Annotated in this window: 20 protein-coding genes; 4 read left to right on the top strand and 16 right to left on the bottom strand. The window is 44.4% G+C overall.

Going from position 1 to position 21968, the window contains the following annotated elements; translation table 11 throughout:
* Positions 1-164 precede the first annotated feature (164 nt).
* The gene (locus tag M3M36_RS06675) at positions 165-410 is read left to right on the top strand and encodes a hypothetical protein (RefSeq protein WP_252773795.1); all 246 of its coding nucleotides are present in this window, start codon (positions 165-167) and stop codon (positions 408-410) included.
* Positions 411-777: 367 nt separating this feature from the next.
* On the opposite strand, the gene trmB is transcribed toward M3M36_RS06675, so the two are convergent.
* The 3 genes from trmB to M3M36_RS06660 are packed head-to-tail and all read right to left on the bottom strand — an operon-like array spanning position 778 to position 3443.
* Positions 778-1437 (bottom strand): tRNA (guanosine(46)-N7)-methyltransferase TrmB, encoded by a 660-nt coding sequence (trmB, locus tag M3M36_RS06670; protein ID WP_252773794.1) that lies wholly within the window; start codon positions 1435-1437, stop codon positions 778-780.
* Positions 1438-1449: 12 nt separating this feature from the next.
* Positions 1450-2736 carry an ABC transporter permease gene (locus M3M36_RS06665; protein ID WP_252773793.1) on the bottom strand — a complete coding sequence of 429 codons (1287 nt, stop codon included), beginning with the start codon at positions 2734-2736 and terminating at the stop codon, positions 1450-1452.
* On the bottom strand, positions 2733-3443 hold the full coding sequence (locus M3M36_RS06660; RefSeq protein ID WP_252773792.1) for an ABC transporter ATP-binding protein: 711 nt from the start codon (positions 3441-3443) through the stop codon (positions 2733-2735). Before M3M36_RS06660 ends, M3M36_RS06665 begins: the two co-directional genes overlap by 4 nt.
* Positions 3444-3539: 96 nt before the next feature.
* On the opposite strand from M3M36_RS06660, the gene M3M36_RS06655 reads away from it, so the two are divergent.
* From M3M36_RS06655 to M3M36_RS06645, 3 genes are read left to right on the top strand one after another with little or no spacing between them, the layout of a single operon-like run.
* On the top strand, positions 3540-3968 hold the full coding sequence (locus M3M36_RS06655; protein WP_252773791.1) for an HIT family protein: 429 nt from the start codon (positions 3540-3542) through the stop codon (positions 3966-3968).
* 3 nt (positions 3969-3971) lie between these two features.
* Complete coding sequence (locus M3M36_RS06650) at positions 3972-4211, top strand: hypothetical protein (RefSeq protein WP_252773790.1); 240 nt, start codon at positions 3972-3974, stop codon at positions 4209-4211.
* A gap of 49 nt (positions 4212-4260) precedes the next feature.
* Positions 4261-5160 carry a peptidylprolyl isomerase gene (locus tag M3M36_RS06645; RefSeq protein ID WP_252773789.1) on the top strand — a complete coding sequence of 300 codons (900 nt, stop codon included), beginning with the start codon at positions 4261-4263 and terminating at the stop codon, positions 5158-5160.
* Between the two features lie 204 nt (positions 5161-5364).
* Here M3M36_RS06645 and M3M36_RS06640 read toward each other — a convergent pair whose 3' ends face one another.
* The 13 genes from M3M36_RS06640 to M3M36_RS06580 form a co-directional block, all read right to left on the bottom strand.
* A complete protein-coding gene (locus M3M36_RS06640) occupies positions 5365-6405 on the bottom strand; it encodes a 3'-5' exoribonuclease YhaM family protein (protein ID WP_252773788.1) in 1041 nt (346 codons plus the stop codon).
* Positions 6398-8803: an AAA family ATPase gene (locus M3M36_RS06635; RefSeq protein ID WP_252773787.1), complete on the bottom strand. Its 2406-nt coding sequence runs from the start codon at positions 8801-8803 to the stop codon at positions 6398-6400. The genes M3M36_RS06640 and M3M36_RS06635 overlap by 8 nt, the downstream gene beginning before the upstream one ends.
* Complete coding sequence (locus M3M36_RS06630; RefSeq protein WP_252773786.1) at positions 8793-9983, bottom strand: metallophosphoesterase family protein; 1191 nt, start codon at positions 9981-9983, stop codon at positions 8793-8795. Before M3M36_RS06630 ends, M3M36_RS06635 begins: the two co-directional genes overlap by 11 nt.
* Before the next feature lie 176 nt (positions 9984-10159).
* Positions 10160-12742, bottom strand: a complete 2583-nt coding sequence (locus M3M36_RS06625) for a mucin-binding protein (RefSeq protein ID WP_252773785.1) — start codon at positions 12740-12742, stop codon at positions 10160-10162.
* A gap of 144 nt (positions 12743-12886) precedes the next feature.
* Positions 12887-14239, bottom strand: a complete 1353-nt coding sequence (gene glnA, locus M3M36_RS06620) for a type I glutamate--ammonia ligase (protein WP_252773784.1) — start codon at positions 14237-14239, stop codon at positions 12887-12889.
* 148 nt (positions 14240-14387) lie between these two features.
* Entirely contained in the window at positions 14388-14726 is a 339-nt protein-coding gene (locus tag M3M36_RS06615) for a MerR family transcriptional regulator (protein ID WP_252773783.1), read from the bottom strand.
* A 31-nt stretch (positions 14727-14757) separates the two neighbouring features.
* Complete coding sequence (gene polA, locus M3M36_RS06610) at positions 14758-17448, bottom strand: DNA polymerase I (RefSeq protein ID WP_252773782.1); 2691 nt, start codon at positions 17446-17448, stop codon at positions 14758-14760.
* An 81-nt stretch (positions 17449-17529) separates the two neighbouring features.
* Positions 17530-18255, bottom strand: a complete 726-nt coding sequence (locus M3M36_RS06605) for a Bax inhibitor-1/YccA family protein (RefSeq protein ID WP_252773781.1) — start codon at positions 18253-18255, stop codon at positions 17530-17532.
* An 82-nt stretch (positions 18256-18337) separates the two neighbouring features.
* On the bottom strand, positions 18338-19672 hold the full coding sequence (gene murC / locus M3M36_RS06600) for a UDP-N-acetylmuramate--L-alanine ligase (protein WP_252773780.1): 1335 nt from the start codon (positions 19670-19672) through the stop codon (positions 18338-18340).
* Positions 19673-19686: 14 nt separating this feature from the next.
* Positions 19687-20343: a YtpR family tRNA-binding protein gene (gene ytpR / locus M3M36_RS06595; RefSeq protein ID WP_252773779.1), complete on the bottom strand. Its 657-nt coding sequence runs from the start codon at positions 20341-20343 to the stop codon at positions 19687-19689.
* Positions 20344-20395: 52 nt separating this feature from the next.
* Positions 20396-21073, bottom strand: coding sequence for a 5'-methylthioadenosine/adenosylhomocysteine nucleosidase (locus M3M36_RS06590; protein WP_252773778.1), 678 nt, complete (start codon positions 21071-21073; stop codon positions 20396-20398).
* Between the two features lie 21 nt (positions 21074-21094).
* Positions 21095-21403, bottom strand: a complete 309-nt coding sequence (locus M3M36_RS06585; protein ID WP_252773777.1) for a hypothetical protein — start codon at positions 21401-21403, stop codon at positions 21095-21097.
* A complete protein-coding gene (locus tag M3M36_RS06580) occupies positions 21393-21968 on the bottom strand; it encodes an NUDIX hydrolase (RefSeq protein ID WP_252773776.1) in 576 nt (191 codons plus the stop codon). The genes M3M36_RS06585 and M3M36_RS06580 overlap by 11 nt, the downstream gene beginning before the upstream one ends.

Raw genomic sequence — 21968 nt, 5'->3', positions numbered from 1 at the left:
TCAGTCCAAAGGGCTGGTCCAAAATCGCTAATCAATCTGTGGATTAAAAATAGTGATTGCTTGCTGAAAACGTTTTACATTCCGTTCGAAAACAAATACAATGAGAGTAGTTCAATGCATTAACAGCTTTAATTCATAAATTAAAGCTACGAAAGGAAAAGTTAATGGTTCAATATAATTTCATTCTTGCCTCAGCTCGTGTTGAAACGGATGTCAAGCTTCCTATCACTCCTAGTCGCGGTGATATCATTTCATTAACAACCGGTGTCGACATGCCCCACTACCTCGTTCAACGGGTCGAACTTTTTGCTAACTCTGACATCATTAACCTCCATGTTCAACGTTTCCCTGACCAGCTTTCAGCAAAGCTGGCCATTGACGGATTCCGTAACACTAGAAACTTTCTTTAACAGAGCAAATCACTAATAAAAAATCCTCTTACGAGCAAATCGATTGAAGACAACCCTTCCTGACAATCAAAGTCCATAAGAGGATTTTTTATATTATTAAATCTAACCTAATTTTTTCGATAGTTTTAACACCACCTGTGAAATCAATGGCACAGACTTTTTAACAAATTTTATCCATCACTATTGCCCGGCTGACACCTGTTAGATCAACCGTGACATTTATATCTCTTGGCTGTCGGCTTCAGTCTTTGATCACCTGTACAAATGGATTTTTAAGTATTTAGATCGACTCAACATTTCAGCTATTTTTGACAAATACTAATACTAATCCACTAAAAAAGGCCTTCCGGCCTTTTTAGCTACTTCTTTAAAAATGAGCCTTCACCTTATAAATTGGTTGGCCCAAGGCCATGAACTTCTGTTCATATTCCGTTTCAACGTTACCGGCGACCTTATCAGCATCAGCATGCAAGTCCAAACTATAGTCTTCTGGCGTCCAGCGCATTCCAAAGTCCATGAAAGAAACCAAAGAATACTCGAAAAGATGACGGTTATCAGTCTTAAATTCGACTTCCCCACCCTCTGGCAAAACTGCCCGATAAGAAGACAAGAAAGTCTTATAAGTCAAACGACGGCTTTCATGTCGTGACTTTGGCCATGGATCAGAGAAGTTCAGGTAAATCTTTTGGATTTCACCCTTCTCAAAATAAGTTTCCACTCCTGAACCGTTACCGTAAAGATAACGCAAGTTTGGCAAAACGCCAACAGCCTCAAAAGACTTGCGGGCCGCAATCGCCACCGCCGTTTCTTGAATTTCCATCCCAATATAGTTAATCTGCGGGTTCTTCTTGGCCATTTCCATAATGAACTGGCCCTTTCCTGACCCAATTTCAACGTGAATTGGTTGGTCTTGGTCAAAGATTTCTTGCCAGTGACCACGCAACTTTTGTGCTTGTTCCTGGTCAATAACCAAATCTGTATGAGCTTCAAGCCAAGGCTTGGCCCATGGTTTCGAACGTAAATGCATAAGTATTTCCTTTTAATTCTTTTTGTGCAAAGTTTTTGGCAGCCAAAGTCCATAAAGAACCAAGGTTAAAAGTAGACCACCAATCAAAACGGCTAAGGCAGCTGCAGGACCGGCTATCAACAACATGACCAAGAAGGTCAAACCAATAACAGTACTAGTAATTTCGGTGAGGACAACCAAAAAGGTTTTTTCTTGCTGCTTTTTATCTGCAAAGGCTAACCGAGTCCACAGCACTGCCCGCGTTTTTTCAAAGACAGGAAGTAACTGAAAGTTAATCAAGTAAACCAACAAAACCATTCCTGCCGCCTGCAAGTAATAACCATCTTTAGGTAAAGCCACCAGTAAAATCATTCCGATTATGACCAAGCGCAGAACTAAGACAAACTCATCGCCACCGCGTAGGAGCTTAATCCAGAACAGTCGACGCACCGGTTCCTTTTGAAAAGAAAATCGGCCGAGAAGGTTATCCAAGTACGCACGACGTTTGACCGTTCCCTCCTGATTTGGTACCTGAGCAAATAGACCGTAAAACTGCCAAACAACTTGAAGATGCCGTTGGCTTGTGGTCAAAGCAACATGCCAATCGATTGTGCGCCGAGCTTGTTGGTGCTGAAAAAACCAGGTCAAAGCAGCCACAGTCAAAATAACGATAAATCCTGCCAGAACCCAGAGTCGCCATGAATGAGGTAACAAAACAATCGAAAAAGCCAAAACAAACGGCATAGCGAGGCGAATTAGCCAACTTGCTCGTGTTTGATCAAAACCGGTCCAAGTATTTCCCCGCTCATGGCGATCAAGGGCTTGAACAAGCATAAAGGCCTTACTGGCTACCATTGTCAGCAAGGATAGCGACCAATCAACAGGATTGCCGAGACCAATAAGATTCATTACTGGCCAGGCAAGACCAAGAAAAGCAATCTGCCAACCGGCTGCCAAGATGAAGGACCGGCGCCAAGCTTGGTTGAGGTAAGTTTTCGTCAGAAAGTTATCTCCAGCCGATAGAAAAATCCGGTCGGCCGGCTTAAGATAAGTCACAAAAGAACCGAACTGTTGAGCCAAAACTAACCAAAAAATGAGTCCCAACTGCCAATAGGATGGTAAAAAAGCAATTGGTGTTTCCAGGGATTGCTGAGCTAATAATTGAAACGACAGGATAGCCGCCCCAATTATGATTAACAGAAAGACGACAAAATGATCGTTAAACAGCAGGCGAAGGTAACGTTGATTTTGCCGATTCATAACCGCTGACCGGTCCTTGTAAAGCCGGTTTAAGTCAAGTTTCTTAGTGGCCGCCGTCATGAAAAGAGTTCATCCATTTCAACTAAGGATATCTGGTGTTCAGCCGCTAATTCTGCGGGACTTGCCTGCTCTCGAACCTCGCCCTGGTCCAACCAGACAAATTGATCGACAAAGGCTGCCGCTGAGGACAGCAAATGTGTCGTCAAAAGGATTGCACCGCCTGCCTTGGTTCGCTCCTCCATGAGTTGAACCAAAGCTTTTTGAGCCAAAACGTCCAGACCAAGAAATGGCTCATCGATGACCATTAATGGCGCTTTAAGACTAAAAGCCGCCACTAACATTACCTTTTGCTGCATGCCCTTGGAAAAATGCTTGGGTAGCCAGTGTAACTTATTATCCAAGCGAAAGGTTACCAACAAAGCCATCGCCTGATGCCAATGCTCCTGGTCATCGAGGCCGTGGCTAGCCAACATTAGATGAATGTGTTCCGCTAGGGTCAACTCGTCATAAAGAATCGGCTGCTCCGGAATATAGGCTAACTGCTCCTTAAAGGCAGTTGGATTTTCAACAAGGTCCACCTCGTTGAAAACAACCTTACCTGATCGAATTGGACGTTCTCCAATAACGTGCTTGAAGGTAGTCGATTTTCCGGCCCCATTTAAGCCGATTAATGCAACAATTTGCCCATCTGGTACCGTGATGGAGACGTCTTTTAAGACATCCTGACCAGCGTAGCCCCCATATAATTTTTTAATTGATAGTCCCATAGCCTTTATTATACCAGGTTCTAGTCTGATAACGGTTGTTTTACCTGAATTTTGCTATAATAGAAAATAAAGAAACACAGGAAAAAGGAGGCCATTATGGCAGATATTTTTGACAAAATCATCGCAGGAGAAATTCCTTCTTATAAAGTCTATGAAGACGACGACTTACTCGCCTTTTTGGATATTTCCCAGGTTACCCCTGGTCACACGCTCTTAATTCCCAAAAAGCACGTCGATGACATCTTCGCCTACGATGATGTCATTGCCCAAAAGGTTTTGCTGAAGTTACCGGCCTTAGCTCGTGCCATCAAGGCTGCCGATAAGACAATTACCGGCATCAATATCTCATCTAACAATGGTCCTTCCGCTGGTCAAACCGTCATCCATTCTCACTGGCATTTGATTCCCCGTCGTGATGGTGACGGGCTAAATGATGCCCTGGCACCGACGATCGATAACTCCGACCAGTACGATGAAAATCGCTACGAGGAACTAGCTCAAAATATTAAGAAAGAATTGGAGTAAATCATGGCATTTGCACGAGTAAAAGCAACTCTTAAAGAATTTAAGACGATTTTACGCCTTAGTCAGAAGGCAAAAAAACAGGTCACCGTCTTGACACAATCGCTCGAAGCAAACCAGGCTGATTTAGCAGAACTAAAACGGGCAGCTAAGCGCACCCAATATGAGAACCAAGTTCACCTCGATCGCATCAAAGATGTTCAGGAAAAAATGAAGACAACTCAGTCGAACCATTCGAAACTGTGATAGAATAGTCTTCGTATCAATTATTTCAATTCGGAAGGAAACTAATTTTATGCACCGCAAAGTTATCTGGGGATTCATCGTCATCGTCTTTATTGCTGGCGTTGCCTATCTCGGTTTGTCAACGTCAAAGACATTGGCCACAACCGATGCCGGTAAGATTACCCAAGAAGAATATTACGACAAGGTCAAGTCCTCGTCTGCTGGTAAGCAAGTCTTCGCCCAAATGGTGATTGATAAGGTCTTGGAAAAACAATACGGCTCACAGGTTTCAAAATCAGATGTTACCAATGCCTACACGACTTCCAAGGCTCAATATGGCGATTCATTTGCTTCAATGTTGTCACAATCAGGTTTGACAGACACTCAGTACAAGGATTCATTGCGTGAAAAGCTTGTCATGAACGCAGCCGTTAAGGCCAACTATAAGATCTCAAAGGATAAGTTAAACGACGCCTATAACAACTACGTCCCTGATACTACAATTTCTTTGATTACAGCCAAAGACGAGGATACCGCTCAACAGGCAATCGATGCCTTGAACAACGGAACTTCATGGGATGATGTCTACAAGCAGTATTCATCAAAGAACGCCCAAGTCAATAAGTCCGGTCAATTGCCTGCCTTTGATTCAACAAATACGACAGTTGATTCTGAAATTCGGAAGGCCGCTTTTAACCAGGATAACGGTACTTATTCATCATCACCAGTTAAGCCTTCATCTGGCTCAAACTACTACGTTGTCCGTACTGATAATATGGCAAGTAAGCCCGCCGAGAGCAAGGTTGAACAAAAGTTGAAAGATAAGTTGATCAGCGACTTCTTGAACGATTCAAACAACTCAACTGAAATTCAAAAGATTGTTGGTAAAATTCTCCGTCAGAACGATGTCACCATCAAAGATTCTGATTTGAAGAATGCCTTGTCAGGTTACTTAACTGCCGGCGTTTAATCAATCAGTGATAGTTTACAAACAAAAAGAGGATTCCGATTGGAATCCTCTTTTTTAGTGTTGTAGCTTGTAAGAGCACTTGGTTGCCCCGCTTCATTAAGAGTTTCCCGGACACACGAAGCCTTTGGCAAAACTTGCTTAAACACGCATGAACATCTGGCCAGGTTTCACTTGGTACCGATTTACCCACACCCTTTTTAAAATTCAGAACAGCGCCGTTGGGTCAATTGGCGACCCCGCTTCAGGGTCTTCTGGTGGTAGCGGTGGCAAATCGTCATCCGTTGGCCCCTCTGCTCTTTGAACACCTTCCGGACGGTAAAAGGCCCGGTTATCCATGGCAAAAATCCGCTTGGAAAACTCACCAGGTTCTGTTTGTTCCATAGCACCCGTCAGCATTTGAATTGAAGCATCCATCTCATCTAACTGATGCAGAATTTCGGCTTCCATCATCTGGGGGCGAACGGGTGATCCATACTCCAAAAGACCATGATGGGCCAGCACAACGTGTCGTAAAATCAGAACATCCTCCTGATTCAAATCCATCTTCAGCTCATTGACTGCTAAAACCAGTTGCTCGTCAATCAGCGTGATATGGCCGATCAGCTTGCCGGCCCGAGTATACTCCGTTGAGGCCGGTCCTGAAAGCTCAATCACCTTGCCCAAGTCGTGCAAAAGCGCACCGGCCAGCAACAAGTCCTTATTTAACTGAGGATAAAGATCGCTAACCGTTTCCGCTAAGCGCGCAATTGACAGGCTATGAAAGGCCAAGCCACGAGCAAAGGCATGGTGGTTCGTCTTGGCAGCAGGAAATTCCATAAAGTCATCGTGGAACTTCTTGAACAATTGGCGAACTAAGCGGTTCCATATTGGCTGAGTAATCTTAAAGATTGTATCCGTTAGCTCTGCTTCTAAATCAGCTTTTTTAACAGGGGCGCTTTTGATAAAATCTGCTGCTGAACTAGGTTCACCATTATCAGTCAAACGAAGTTGACTGATTTGAATTTGCGGGTTGCCTTTAAAAGCTGACCGAGTACCCGTAACCTTAACGACTCGGCCAGCTTGAAACTGTTCAATGCCTTCTTTAGTCACATCCCACAGGTTTCCAGGAATATCACCCGACCTATCGGCAAAGGTCAAAGCCAAATAATCCTTGCCAGTCTTCGTTTGACGAACTTCAGCCTTCTTTAACAAGGCAAAGGCATCAACCGGATCATTTTCGCGGTACTGTAATAATAACTTAGCCATTTATCTCTCCTAAATTAATCTGCTGGTCGGCTACTTGCTGACCGGTAAAAGTCCAAAAAAGAACTTGCCGGTCTTGCGCCAAGTCCTGTAATAAGGATAGCACTTCCGCTTGACGGTTCTCATCAAAATTTACAAAGGCATCATCAACTAGGATTGGCAAGCCTTCTGTTAACTGCAAACTTGTAATCAAGGCCAAGCGAACAGCCAAATAAGCCTGGTCTGCAGCTCCGGTCGACAACTCAGCCAAAGTGAAGGACTGATTGTTTCGGTCAAAAACTTGGACCTGTTTCTCCGTAATTTGCATTTTTGGGTAGTGGCCCAGGGTCAAACGCTGCAAGTAAGTTCCCGCTTGATCTTGAACCCGACTGCTCAAAGCTTGGTCCTGACCATTAAAAATAGTTTGAATCAAAGCCGGTAAAAGCGACTTTTCTAGGTATCGACCAAAGTCTTCGGTCAAGCGTGCCGCCCGGTTAGCCACCGCCTGGGTCAAATCCTGAAACTGGGTTTCAGAAACCAAGGCAGCCTGGTCAACTTGCAGGGCTTGGACTTGCTGGTTAGCCTGGTCTTGAGCAAACTCAAGGCGCTTTTGGTTTTCTACCAGATCCGTTACTGCCTTTTCTAAGGCAGGACGGTTTCGATATTTGACCAAACGTTGACGACGGTCTGCACCAATCTGTTGGTATAAATCAGCCAGGCGCTGGTCGTTCTTATCTCGGTCATTTTGCTTAGCTAAAGCAGTGGACAACTGACCAAGTGAGGTTAACCTGTTTTCTTGCAAAATTTTTTGTATCTGTGCCTGCACTTGATCACGTTCTTGATAAAGTTGGTGTTCAAGGTCGGCCACATGATCCTTTTCTACCCGGCGCTTTAAGCCGACAGCCGGATCCAAGCCGTACAGTTGACTGGCCTGATCGACGGCCGCCAGCAAATCTTGATAATTATCTTCCATTGATTCATGGAGATGGGTAAAGCGCTTGGCGTCAATTTGGTTCAAGTGGTGACTGATTTGGCTGGCTAACCTCTGGGTCTGACGGCCTAGGTCACGAGACAACTTTTTAGCATCTTGAGCCAACGTGGCAGCGTACTGGCCTGCCAGAATCGTTTCCTTATCCCAGGGTGCAAAGGGAGCCATCACTGCGGCAACTCGGTCATGATGACCTTTGGCTAAATAGCCAGCGACGAAAGTGGCAGCGGCTAAAAGAACTTCAACCGGTAGGGCCAATCGTAGAAAAAAGGATCCGATTAACAGCACCCCACTGGCCGCTGCTCCACCAAGCCAATAATTTTGTTCCTGAAGAAGACGGAAATCAGCGGTATTAAGCGGTTCTGGTGCTCTCCCACGAAATTGTTGTTTAAACTTTTCAACTTGCCGGTCGGCACTATGAATCTGTCCCAGTACTCCCTTGAGAGATTGGCTGGTTTCGGTCAATTTCTCCAGCACGGCCATAACTTCGGCCTGATTAAGGCTAGTCAATTGACTATCTTTAAGTTTAGCTCGACGTTCATTGGCCTCCTCTAGTTGCTGGTTCAGCCAGTCGAGTTGCAGGGCTAATTGCTTTAACTGTTCCTGATCCGCGGCACTAATTTTTTGTTGGGAACGGTTGACTTGCTGCCCACCATCAGCCCCCGCGGCTTCCAATGCCAGTGCTTCTTGATAAAGCTCCCAATAGGACAACAAATCCCGAGCCGTTATTAATTGCTCCTTAGTCACTGCTAATTGTTGGTCTTGGCCCGCAATTTGTTTCTGTAGGCCTTCCACCTGATTGCCTTTTTCAAGATACTGGCTTAATGATTGTGCCAGATCGAAGCGGCTTTCCTGCTGGTGCTGGTAAGCCTGACTTGCTAGGTTCAGCGGGCGCTTACCTGTTTTTTGTTTAGTAAAGAGTTGACTCCCCTCTTTTTGCTGGTCAGTTGCCCAGGCTAACCACTTTGACGCCCGCGGTTGCGTGTAGGTCAACAAGTGTTTTTCCAAATCAGGACCCGTCAACTGATTGACTAACTGTAAGTCTTTGGCATCGAAGGCAAAAATCTGCTCATAGTCCACTCGACTCAGTGGTCCAAATAGTTGGGTTAAAAATTCTTCGCCATCAGCCAGAGCCTGACCGTCCGCCAAGTTAACGACCGTTAACTCCGACTGTGTTCGATTCATTCGTTGAATACGATAGGTTTGCTGACTGATTTCTAAGTCCAGGTAGCCACCATATGCCGCTCCCGACCGTGGTTCATATTTTTGACTAGCTCGGGCCTTGTAGCCAAAAAAAACGCCCAAGATAAAAGCCTTAAGGGTCGATTTTCCGGCTTCATTTTGACCAAAAAAAGCCTGAAAGTCGGCCAAATCAGTTAGTGTTAAATCTGACCAACGGCCGAAACCAGAAATATGAATAGTTTTAATCTTCATCCTGGCCTCCTTCCACTAGGTCCTGGTAAAGACGGTCGGCTAAGTCGGCCTGCCCCTCTTCTGAATAAAAATAATCTCTGATAAACGTCGGAGCCTGATCAGAAAGCCACTGCCCAATACTGTCTGCCTGGACGACCCGGCGAATGGCTGCCTGTAGGTCAACATCAGCTGGCAATCCTGGACGTGAATGTTTCTGATTAGCAGCCTTTGTCACAACCTGAGCTTTGACCGGCCAGTAGTCACTAGTACTTTTTCGGCTAGCTTGTAAGGTTTCCAATAAGGTTCCAAAGCGCGCGGCAGCTTGAATATCCGGACCAACCTGCCCGGTTAATTCTAGTATCACCAAGGTTGGCTGTTCCCAGCGGTAAGCATTTAACTGGCCCTGCAAAGTTACCAAATCAGGACAGTTCGAGATTTCGACTTGCTGCCATAAAACAGGCGCAACTGGATAAAACTCCGGTACTAGACCTTGACCATCCTGGTCGGACACTAGGAAAAAACCTTTTTCGCCAGTCTCATTGTGGTTGAGACCCTGGAGGTTACCAGAATAGGCAACTACAGGGTTACGGTTCAAAATTTGACGAACATGAATATGGCCAAGGGCCCAGTAATCATACCCCTTTGCCATCATGTCCTTTAATGAGAAGGCCGCATAGTTCTCACCTTCCTGGCCAACCACGCCGTGATACATCCCTAAATGATAATCAACTCCAGCCTGCTTGACCGGATAACTCGGCAAAGCTGACTGACGATGGTGTTGATTCGTATAGGAAAAGGCTGAAATGGAAACTTTTGCACCTGATTTAGTCGTAATTGTCTTTGTTTCAACTTCCGGGCCAAAAACCAAAACTCGCTCTGGCCAAGTTGGATGGACTTGCTGTCCTTGCTGGAAATCGTGGTTTCCAAAGGAAATGGCGGACCAAATGCCAGCCTGATTCAACTGCGTCAAGACTTTCGTTAAGTGCTCCTGAATAAGTGGTGAATTGTCGGCACCGTGGTACAGGTCACCTGGGAATAAAACCAGATCAACCTCTTGGTCAACCGCAAATTCAAGCAAGCGGTTCAGCGCCGTAAAAGTCGCCAATTGAACCTTTTTTTGAAAGTCCGGGCTCAGCTTTTGGCTCAATCCGGTAAAGGGGTTGCCCAGATGAACATCCCCGGCATGAATAAAACTAAGCATAGTCTTCCTTCCACTGTCTTTTCATCAACTCGCCCAAAGAGAACAGGCGTTCGTATTCTCTATTATACAAAATACGTCCCTACTTTTGCCACTAACCACAAGGAATTTCGTATTTTTTTCATAAAAAAAGCAAGAATCGTAGAGACGATTCTTGCCTTCTGATTTAGCTAATATTATTACTTATTCTTCTTACGACGTGAGAAAATTCCAAGTCCTGCAAAGCTAGCAAATAGAGCAAACAAAAGATTCGTATTGGACTGACTTCGTTCAGACCTCAATCCCGTATTTGGCAAAACGTGATTGGTGTCAGCCTGAGGATTAACAACTTTGTCAATTTGATTTTGACCAACCACATTTCCATCATGGGAATCAGTCGTTGTCGTGCCCTTAGGCTCATCCTTCGTGTATTTAACGGTGTAAACCAAGTCACTTGAATCTGGCGTTACATTTTGAGCAGCGATGCTCGTTTGGTCAGCCGTATAACCCTGTAATGTCGGACTGGTTACTGCTGCAAAACTTTGATTTGCTATCCAATTACCATAGATCTTTTCACCAGTTACGGCATCAGTTGAGACACTACGAGTGAAGATAATTGGCGTAGCCACATAGTCATCAGCTGCCTTACTACCGTCAGCGTACTGATAGTGAATTGTTTCATTAACCGTCTTCGTATCAGTTGATTCAGCCGGCGCATTTTTAGTGTAAGTAACGATGAAATCTAAATCCTTTGAATCACCATCAACTGTTTGAGCTGCAATTTCGGGCTGATTTGCGGTATAACCCTTCAGTGCTGGACTGGTTACAGCTGGGAAACTTTGATCTGCAGTCCAGTTACCATAAGTTTTCTCGCCAGTTACAGCATCTGTTGAAACCGTCCGTGTCAAAGTAACTGGAGTGGCAACGTAATCAGCAGCAGCCTGTCCACCATCAGCATATTGATAATGCACGGTTTCATTAACCGTCTTCGTTTCATTGGTTACGGTTGGAGCATCCTTAGCGTACGACAAAGTTATCGTCGTTGGCTGATCACTTGTTCCAAAGGCACCGACTAATGCCGCATCAGCTTTTTGATAATGATAACCTTTAATACTTGGTGTATCAACAGTATAGACAGTTCCCGTCAAACCAATCAATTTTTTTTCAGGCATTCCAGCAATCTCTTGATTGTTTTCGTCCGTATAACGAACAATCACTCTGCCCTGTTGAACATTAGGACTAGATGGAGAAGCAATCGTTACACTACCTGTTGCCTTCGCCATTGAATAGAGGGTCTTGCCGGTAGAATCTGTCGTTTGATAAACAACTTGATAGCTAACTGTGTACGTCCCTGGCTGCTTATTATTCCAAGCGGCCGTTGCACCACCATCGTTTAGTATCTGAATATCCTTGGTTAGATCAACGTTACCACTATCTGTTGTGACACTGGCCGTTACATCTGATTTTAGCCAAGCGTTCACATCAGGAATGTTATCAGTAGTCATTGCGAACTTAGACTGTGGAACTGAAAGAACCGGTACCGCAGCAAAATAATCATGTGGATTTTGCCAAGTCATTTTGTATGAAACATCCCAACTACCAGTTCCTTGATTATCAGTATAGGGTTGATCATAAGTATAAGTTCCCTGATAATCTGGAGCAATTAGATTAAAGAAAACGGTCATGTTTTGAATGTTCATACCATCAGGAATAATCAATTGTGCTTCAGTTGAGGATAAAGGAACTAAAATAAAACCTGGATGGGCCTGTCCGTCAACATCTCCATTCTGAATTTGACTTAAAGTACCCCAGCCCTGACCTGCAGTGGTAGTCCCATTTTTTGGTAACTTGAAACGGAATGAATTGTAATCAATCGAAGCATCGGGACCAGAAACTTTAAACAGATATTTTCGACCGGTCAATGATTTTGAGTTATCTTGATCCGGTTGCAAGATATCATAAAGGCTCATTACATTTGTTGTAATAGTTTTCCCATCTTGATTAATCTGATTAGAAAAAACTTCTGGCCAGTGACTAACCGCATCATTAGTCGTAATATCATCACCACTATACTTGTGATCATTATTTCCGACACCAGTTCCAGGGGCTTGCATACGATTAGTACCAGCCGGCAGAGGCTGTGCAGGAGGCACTGCCCCTGTACTAAACTTGGCATAAGAAACTGGAATGGTTAAACTTTTCCCATCAGAAGCAACAAATGTAGATGTAATCACATTATCGCTTGTATCGGGTGCATCAGACTTAATGGGGGCATGAACTCCGAAACCAAATGAACCAACTTGATTTTCAAAATTCTTAGAGAAAGTAAAAGTCAGCGTATTTGATGAAGCGTCATGAGAAAAAGTTCCATATTGATTACCACCGGTAGTAGTAACCGCATCCCAATTAACCAAATTGTTAGGAATAGTCAACGTAATCTTGTCACCGGCTTTAACAGAAGTGGCCAAAGAATTAAAACTGACATTCACTGTTAAATTCAGTGTGTTACCAGCAGCCAAGGTTTGAGCTTCGTTAGAAATTGAAATTTGCAATCCAGAAAGGTTTGAACTATCAGCTGAAGTTTGCCCACTTCGCACAAGAGTGTCATCAGATTTTGTAGCATCTACCGAAGCTGTACTGCTTGATGGTGTTGTATCAGCCGAGACCTTTTCTTGATTGGCTAAAGATCCACTCGTTGCAAACAATGAAAAAACAACAATTGAAGCATATACCAACTTTTTCCCTGATTTATACATCTTGTAATGTTCAATTTTCTGTTCCATACAAATCTTCCTTATACATTTATTAAATTATTTATGTTACAAACACATTATAACAAATGCTTTTATTTTTTCAATATATCAAATAACAAATAAATCTACTTCATTTATAAAAAAACCGACCTACAGCCGGTTTTAAAATATGGATTAATAGTTCATGAAATAGTTATCCAATTCCCACTGTGAAACGAATTGACGATATGACGTATATTCGATGCGCTTTGCTTCGATAAACTTATCAGTAATATGAGTACCAATTGCATCGATGACAACATCATCATTACTTAATTCATCAAGGGCAGCCAACAACGTATCGGGCAAGTTTACAATCCCGGCCTTCTTACGTTCGTTTTCGTCCATCAAGTAAATGTTTTTATCAACTGCAGTCGATGGTTCCAACTTGTTATCGATACCATCCAAACCTGCTGATAAGATTGCAGCCAAAACGGTGTAAGGGTTGGTTGTTGGGTCAACTGAACGCAATTCCAAGCGAGTAGCTAAACCACGTGAGGCAGGTACTCGCACCATTGGTGAACGGTTTGATGCTGACCAAGCAACATAAACTGGGGCCTCAAAGCCAGGCGTCAAACGCTTATATGAGTTAACCGTTGGGTTAGCCAAGGCAGTCAAGGCCGGGGCGTGCTTTAAAACACCACCCAAGAAATGCATTGCTGTATCAGACAAACCCAAATTCTTGTCAGCATCATGACCATCAAAAACATTGCCTTGCTTATCAAACAAAGACATGTTTGTGTGCATTCCTGAGCCATTGATACCAGAGACTGGCTTTGGCATGAAGGTAGCATAGTAACCGTTCTTACGGGCGATTGTCTTCACAACCAACTTGAAAGTCTGAATCTTGTCAGCCATGTCAACAGCGTCCGAATACTTGAAGTCAACTTCATGCTGACCAGCAGCAACTTCGTGATGGGCAGCTTCAACTTCAAAGCCCATCTTTTCCAGTGTCAAAACGATTTCACGACGAACATTTTCACCACGATCCAATGGAGCCAAGTCGAAGTAGTTTCCATGGTCGTTTAGTTCCATGGTTGGTTCACCCTTTTCATCTAACTTGAACAAGAAGAATTCTGGTTCAGTACCAACGTTAAAAGCAGTAAAGCCTTCGGCTTCGGCGCGTGAAACGGCAGCCTTTAAGGCAATTCGTGGGTCCCCTTTAAACGGCGTCCGGTCCTTTGAATACACGTCTGCAATCAAACGAGCAACTTTTCCACCATGCGCGTCAGTTGCCCATGGGAAAATCATGAATGTTGACAAATCAGGATAAAGATACATATCAGATTCGTTAATCCGAACGAATCCTTCAATTGAAGAACCGTCGAACATCAGGTCATTATCTAAGACCTTGTCCAGTTGTGAAACTGGCACTTCAACGTTCTTGATAGCGCCCAACACGTCAGTGAATGTCACGCGAATGAATTCAACTTGTTCGTCTTGAACGATCTGCTTAATGTCTGCTTTTGTGTAAGAAGGTTTTGCCATTGGAGACTCCTTTACTTGGCTGCTATAGTGGGTACATTTTTTCTTGGCTGAAGGCTTTCTCCAGCCAAGCTGGCCAACTGGTCAGCTTTTTCAATCATCAATTCATTGTTCACAAAATACATTTTGTTCGGTCAATCAACCGTCAAAATCAGTGGTTATTAAAGCGAGCAATTTGAGCAAATTCATCTTGCAATGAACGGCGCAGACTGCTATCAGCACCAATCTGTTGCTGATTTTTCCGCTCGGCCTTAGCAAAGAGTTCTTTGATATCGGCAGTAGAATCACCAGCATCGAGGTAATCTTTAATTTGCAAGAGGCGGTCAATATCATTTAGAGAAAACCGCCGTTGACCACCCTTACCACGTTTTGGAGTGATTAATTCGTGCTGTTCATAGTAACGAATCTGGCGGTCGGTTAGAAGAGTCAACTCACGGACGGCTGACATTGGTAAAACGGCTCGGTTACGTTGCAATTCAGAACTGGACATGAAAAACTCCTTTCAGCTGGTGATGAAAACCTTACTTGGCTTCGTACCAGGTGGGACCGGCATGGTCCTCAACTTTCAATGGTACGGACAAATGAACGGCGGAATCCATCACGGAGGTTACTAACTTTCGTACTTGCTCTAACTCCTCTTTTGGACATTCAAAGACCAGTTCATCGTGAACTTGCAAAAGCATTTTGGCTTGTAAGCCCTCTTTGGTTAAGGCCTGGTCAACCTTAATCATGGCAATTTTAATAATATCAGCTGCCGAACCTTGGATTGGCGAATTCATTGCTGTTCGTTCAGCAAACGATCGACGGTTAAAGTTCTTGGAATTGATCTCTGGCAGGTAGCGACGGCGATGTTCAATCGTTTCAACAAAACCATCTTGATGAGCCTGATCCTTAATCTGTTCCATCCATCCATGAATCTTAGGGAACTCCTTGAAATAAGTTTCGATAAAGGCCTTAGCGTCCTTGCGCGAAATGCCAAGGTTCTTTGATAAACCAAAATCAGAAATACCATAGACAATGCCAAAGTTAACGGCCTTAGCCGTTCTGCGATGGCTAGCATCAACCGGTTCATCGGCCTTCAAGCCAAAGACGGCGCGAGCCGTTTCGGCGTGAATGTCATCATCATCCATGAAGGCCTTCTTCATGTTTGGATCACCAGTAATGGCGGCCAAGACCCGTAATTCAATCTGCGAATAATCCGCACCGAAAATCAACCAGTCGGGATGACTGGGAACAAAGGCGTGGCGAATTTTACGCCCCTCCTCCGTCCGCATCGGAATGTTTTGCAGGTTCGGGTCAACCGATGACAGCCGACCAGTCTGAGTCAACGTCTGTAAGAACCGGGTGTGGATTTTTTGATCAGCTTGATCAACAACGGCCAAGAGGCCATCAACATAAGTCGATTTAATCTTGGCCAGTTGCCGATATTCAAGAATATGGCTAACGATTGGCGCCTGTGGTGCCAATTCTTCCAAGACTTCAACAGCAGTTGAATAACCGGTCTTTGTCTTCTTAATCACTGGCAATTTCATCTTTTCAAAGAGCAACGTCCCTAACTGCTTGGTCGAATTAATGTTAAATTCCTCACCGGCAATCCGATAAATTTCTTCCTTGAGTTGGCTAATTTTTTCGTCAAGTTCCTGGCCCATCTTTTCCAAACGGTCTTCCCTAACGGCAAACCCTTGGGCTTCCATCTTGGCTAAGACAAATGACAATGGCAACTCAACATCATGGTAGAGATCTGTTTGCTTGTGCTCAGCCAATTCCTCAAAGGCCTTGTCACGCAAGCCATAAAGCACTTCCGCCTTGTGTCCAAGGTGATCATAAACCTCCTGATCATCAGTGGGCACAGCAAACTTGGCACCTTTGCCATAAAAATCTTCATCAGCTGGCAGATACAAACCGAAGCGAGCGGCTAGGGTTGACAAGACATTGTCATTGCCAACTGTATCGAGCAGATAGGCGACGAGCATAAAGTCAAAATCAACACCAGCAAGCTGCAAATCCAAGCGATGCATCAAAACCCAAACTTCCTTGGCATTGAAAAGTCGTAACTTCTGTTTTGGGTTTTCAATCAAGTCACGGAGTGTCTGATTTTCAAACCAGGTAAAGTCAAGACTGGCAAAGTACCCCAAATCATCATTACCGATAGCAAAGGCTAACATGTCAGCTGTATGATAATTATCCGCATCTGTATCGATCTGAATCGCTAAGGTATCTGCTTTGGCAAGGGCAGCTAAGGCCACATCGTTCAATTCCTTGACTGGCTGAAAATTAGCGTCTCGTGACTCGACCTCTTCAACGGAAGTATCATCTTGACCAACCAATTGATGCGCTTTAAGCTTGGCCAGCGCTGATTTGAAATGTAAGCTCTCAAACAGTTCAACCAAGCCCTTGGTTTTCGGTCCATTGTAGGCTAAGTCGCCCAAGGAAATTGATAAATCAGCATCAGTAATGATTGTGGCCAATTTTTGTGCGCGATAGGCAACTTCCTTATCCGCAATCAAATTTTCCTTCATCTTGGACTTTTTCATATCGTCAACATGGGCGTATAAGTTATCCAGATCATGGTATTCAGTTAACAGTTTTAAAGCTGTCTTTTCACCAACCTTTGTTACCCCAGGATAATTATCAGATGTATCACCAGTCAAAGCCTTTTTATCAATAATCTGTGCTGGTGTCAGCCCGAACTTTTCTTTTATATGAGCAGGTGTGTATTCTTCAATCTGAGTCACACCTTTTTTGGTAATTTTCACAGTCACCTGATCGGTAGCCAACTGCGTCAAATCTTGGTCTCCGGTAATGATGGTGACGTCATCACCCGCTTTTTCTCCTTCCCTTGATAGTGTCCCAATGATATCGTCTGCTTCCAAACCATTTTGTTCATAGTTATGAAGACCATGTGCTAACACCATTTCACGCAGGTATGGAAATTGTTCCTTAAATTCAACCGGTGTCTTATCCCGACCACTCTTATAGTCAGCATAAAGATCACCACGAAAGGTTTCCTTACCTGATTGAGCATCCCAAGCGACAAGAGCATAGTCAGGTTGCATTGGTAAGACGATTGATTCTAAAAAGTTATTAAAAGCCACAAGGGCATTGGTATGTAATCCTTCCGGTGTTACCATTCGGTCTAGCTGTTGGTACATCGCGTAGAAAGCCCGAAACGCCAGCGAATTTCCATCAATTAAGAGTAGTTTTTTAGTCATTGGTTAGTCCTTATTTAACTTGTTTGTAGTTTAGCACAAAAAAAGCTCGCCGAAGCGAGCGATGTTAGTTTTTCTGACGTGTTAATTTCGGTTATCGCCGAAAAGTTGGATCAAAGCGTAGAAAATGTTCATGAAATCAAGGTAGAGCATCAAAGCCCCAGACACGGCCAACCCGGTTGTCTGAGCTTCACTCGCACCGTTAGCTGACAATTGAACATAAACCCGACGCAATGTATTGTTGTCGTAAGCGGTGTACAAAGCAAAGACGATAACAGTTGCCACTGAAATCAACAAGTGCATGATTGAAGAACCCATGAAGATATTAATTACTGATGCCACAATGATCCCAATCAGTGAGCCAAAGAGGATTGGGCCCATTGAAGCCATTGACTTCTTTGAAAAATAACCATAGGCAGCCATACCGGCAAACAAAGCCGCAGTTGAAATAAAGGCAGCACCGACTGAAGCAACCGTGTAAACAGCCAAAATCAAACCAAGCGTTAAGCCTTGGACAGCCGAAAAGGCCATCAAAAGACCAAAGGCCTTGGAGGGATCATTGGCAAATGAAGCGTTGCGAATCATGGCCACAATGACCAATTCAACGACAACAACCGCTGCCATCCCAATCCAGCTACCCAAAAAGAGTTGGGCAACTTGTTGCAAAAAGAAATGTTGAACGACATAGCCGGCAACGGCCGTTACAGCCAAGGCAATTGCCATATAGCCATAAACACGCTGGAAGAAGGACTTCATGCCTTCATCAGCGCCCGTCACATCGCGGCGAGCGTTCATATCAAAATTATCCATCAGATACCTCCCATTGGTATTGTCAATTTTTCTATCTATATGATAACAAAAAAATCTTAATCTTAGATTAAAGGGTCTTCCCTTAATTCAAATCAGGCAAAGTTTGGCCAAGCAGTTTTTCATAAGCGTACTCGTACTTTTGAATATCACCGGCTCCCATAAAGACCAAAACAGCGTCACGGTGTTTCAACAGTGGTGATATATCGTCTTCCTTCAAGACAACAGCGCCATTTGGCAAAGCATCGGCGATGTCTTGGGCAGAAACTGTTCCTTTGCTTTCTCTGGCAGAACCAAATATTGGCGTCAAGTAAACCGTATCAGCCGCCTGCAAAGCCTGGGCAAATTCATCCTTATAAGCAATCACCCGAGTAAATGTGTGCGGCTGGAAAACCGCCACAATTTCCTTTGCTGGGTACTTCTGCCAAGCAGCATCAATCGTCGCTTGAATTTCCGTTGGATGGTGGGCGTAGTCATCAATAATGACAATGTCCTGAACTTTCTTTTCAGAAAAGCGGCGCTTGACCCCAGGATAAGTCAACAAGTGCGCGCGAACATTCGCCAAATCCAAACCTTCCAGGTATGCAACGGCAATGACCGCTGTGGCATTATAGACGTTATGCTGACCAAAAATTGGAATCGCAAATTCGCCCAAGTCCTGCCCTTTAAAGCTGACTGAAAAAGTTGAGCCAGCAGTCGTCTTCTTAACATTGCTAATCAAGAAGTCATCACGGCCGGCCTGATCACCGTAATAGTAAACGGACACGTCAACTCCCAACTTCTGCAAACTTGGATCATCACCCCAAGCCACAATGCCCTTTTTAACACCTTTGGCAAAATCAACAAAAGCCGAGCGAACATCTGCCAAATCATGGTAGTAATCCGGATGATCAAAGTCAATGTTGGTCAAAATGGCATAGTCCGGATGGTATGGAGCAAAGTGACGCCGGTATTCATCAGCCTCTAAAACGAAGAAATCAGAACCTGCCACACCGTGGCCAGTTCCGTCCCCAATCAAGTAAGAGGTCTTGGCAACGTTCTTAAAGACGTGTGACAAAAGACCGGTAGTTGATGTTTTACCGTGAGCCCCAGCGACCGCAATAGTCGTGGCCTGGTCAATTTGCCTAGCAACGGCCTCCGGATAAGAAATCATCTTAACCCCAGCTTGTAATGCGGCCTGAACTTCAACCTGGTCATCCTCAAAGGCGTTACCACGGATAAAAGTCGCATCCTGATTATCCAAAACGTTTTGAGCGTCAAAAGGTAAAATTTTAATGCCTGCCTGCTCAAGTGGCGCCTGTGTATAGGTAAACTGGTCAATATCCGACCCCAAGACCTCATTACCTTGGTCATGCAAAATTTGGGCAAGAGGTCCCATTCCAGTACCCTTAATCCCGATCAAATAATACTTCTCTGACATGACAATCGCCCCTCTTAATAGTTTGTATCAATCAAGCCGTCCGCATACAAACTTTGGGCAGCAACAGCATCAAAAGCCTGGCCAATTTGGCCAAAATCAGCTGGCAGAACTAGTGCACCTGGCTTATCAGGTGCACCTGGTAACTTAAGTTCGCGGCCAGAAACAATCATCCCAGCTGATGGCACACCACGCAAAGCGCCATCCCAAATAATGGCACCGGAAGGCATCATTGTGCCGGGCTTAGCAACAACAACACGGATTCCCTCTTGCATGTTCGGAGAACCAGAAACTATTTGGAGGTTTTTCCCATTACCAACGTTTGCCTGAGTCACGTGCAAGTGATCAGAATCAGGGTGTCCAGTCATTGAAACGACTTCACCAACAACCAAGTTTGATTGTTCAACGGCAATAGCATCGTCAAAACCAGCATCTTGCAGAATCTGGTTCACTTGAGCAACTTGGCTTTCCGTCAAAAAAACTTGACCGGCTTGGTCAGTCAATGCTAAAGCTGGGCCGACCCCATTAATATTGATGCCCAATGTTTGCTTACTTTGCGCATCAACCACCTTGGTCACCTGTCCCTTGGTTTCTTGGGTCACCTTGCTTGTCGCTGGCGCAAAGGTTAGCATTAAAATATCGCCAACTGCTGCCTGATTATAAACTGCAATCATGATTTTTTATCCTCTATCTCAAAATTTTTTTCAATTGCTGGCTATCCGCTCTTCAGGCAGACAATGAATCTAGGTAAGCCAGTAATAATTGGGCTGATTTTTGGCCGGCCTCGACAACGAATTCATCAAAAGTCACAGATGATTCACCATTAGCCAAATCAGAAACGCCCCGCAAGACAATAAACGGTACGTTAAAACGCGTTGCAACTTGGGCAACGGCTGCCCCTTCCATTTCGGCCAAAAGGGCCTGCGGAAAGTGTTGTTTAATTTCTTCTTTTTTGTCTTGTTGAACAAAGCTATCACCAGAGACAATCAAACCGGCCTGGCTATCCGTCAAGGCCTCAAACGCCTGAACCAAGTCTGCATCAGCTTCAAAATAAGCTGGTTGGGCTGGCAACTGTCCGAAGTCATAGCCAAAGACCGTAACGTCAGCATCAAAGTATGTTAATTTCGTACCAATCACCAGGTCACCTATGGCTAATTCTGGTTGCAATGCGCCGGCAGAGCCGGTATTGATGACCAAATCCACGTCAAAAACCTGGGTTAAAATCGTCGTTGCCGTTGCAGCAGCGACCTTACCAATCCCTGATTCCGCTAAAAAAATTTTTTGACCAGCATATTCACCAACCAAAACTGTCAAATCAGCAAAGTCTTTTTCAACTGGGTTTTGGATAGCGTTCGTCAATGCCTTTTTTTCTTCCGGCATTGGGGTAATAATTCCAATCTTCAAAGTAGGTTTCCTCGCTGATCTTTAGTTAAAATTGACAAAGAAAAAGAAAAGATAGGTCAAAACAATCAAAACTGCTACTAAAATCATCCCACGGTTATAGCGGTATGCTAGACGGTCTGTCTTACCCTTTTCTGTTAATTCACCATTTGATCCCAGTTCAAAGCGACCTTTTTTAGTCAGGCGCATCTCGGCTCGGTTTTCCGGCTCCACCACTGTAATTTGATCCGGGTGGGCCTTTTCATATTCACGCTCAACTTGCTTGCGTATCTTTGCCCGCTTCTTATCTTCACGACTTTGCCCTGACCGGGTGAAAAAATGATTATTTGCCATTTGTTAATCTCCAATTTGTCCAGTAGAAATAAGCCGTCAACGTCTTTTGATCATTGAGTTCGCCTCGTTGATAAAGCGCGGCCATTTCATCATAGGAAACCGTCAAGAGGTCCAAAGATTCGCCGTGGTCCTGTGGCAGTTGTTTAGCATTTACCAGAGCTGTCATATCGGTTGCTAGGTAAAGGACAATTTTTGCATCCGTAAAGCCAATGGCTTCATAAACAGTCGCAAATGCCGTCAAAGAACCGGGATGAAAACGAATCTCTTCGTTGAGTTCCCGGATAGCAGCTTGCCGTGCGGCTTCCTCTTGGTTTCCGTGGTCGCGACTGTCAACTTTGCCAGCCGGGATTTCTAGAACAAAATCATCGGCTGCAGCGCGCCATTGACGAACTAAGATAGCGTGATCGGCATCTACTAGTGGCAAGATTCCAACGGCCAAGGCATGGTGGACGATATCACGTTGCGCCTTACTTCCGTCAGCAAGTTCCACATGGCGCTTCTCAACAGAGAAAATCTTGCCTTGGTAAACATCTTGCTTTGATAAAAACCGTTCTTTTTCCGCCAT

This window comes from Fructobacillus americanaquae (genome assembly GCF_024029775.1).
Taxonomy (GTDB): domain Bacteria; phylum Bacillota; class Bacilli; order Lactobacillales; family Lactobacillaceae; genus Fructobacillus; species Fructobacillus americanaquae.
The sequence above is the reverse complement of the archived record's forward strand: the minus strand, read 5'-3'. Positions and strand labels throughout refer to the sequence as shown.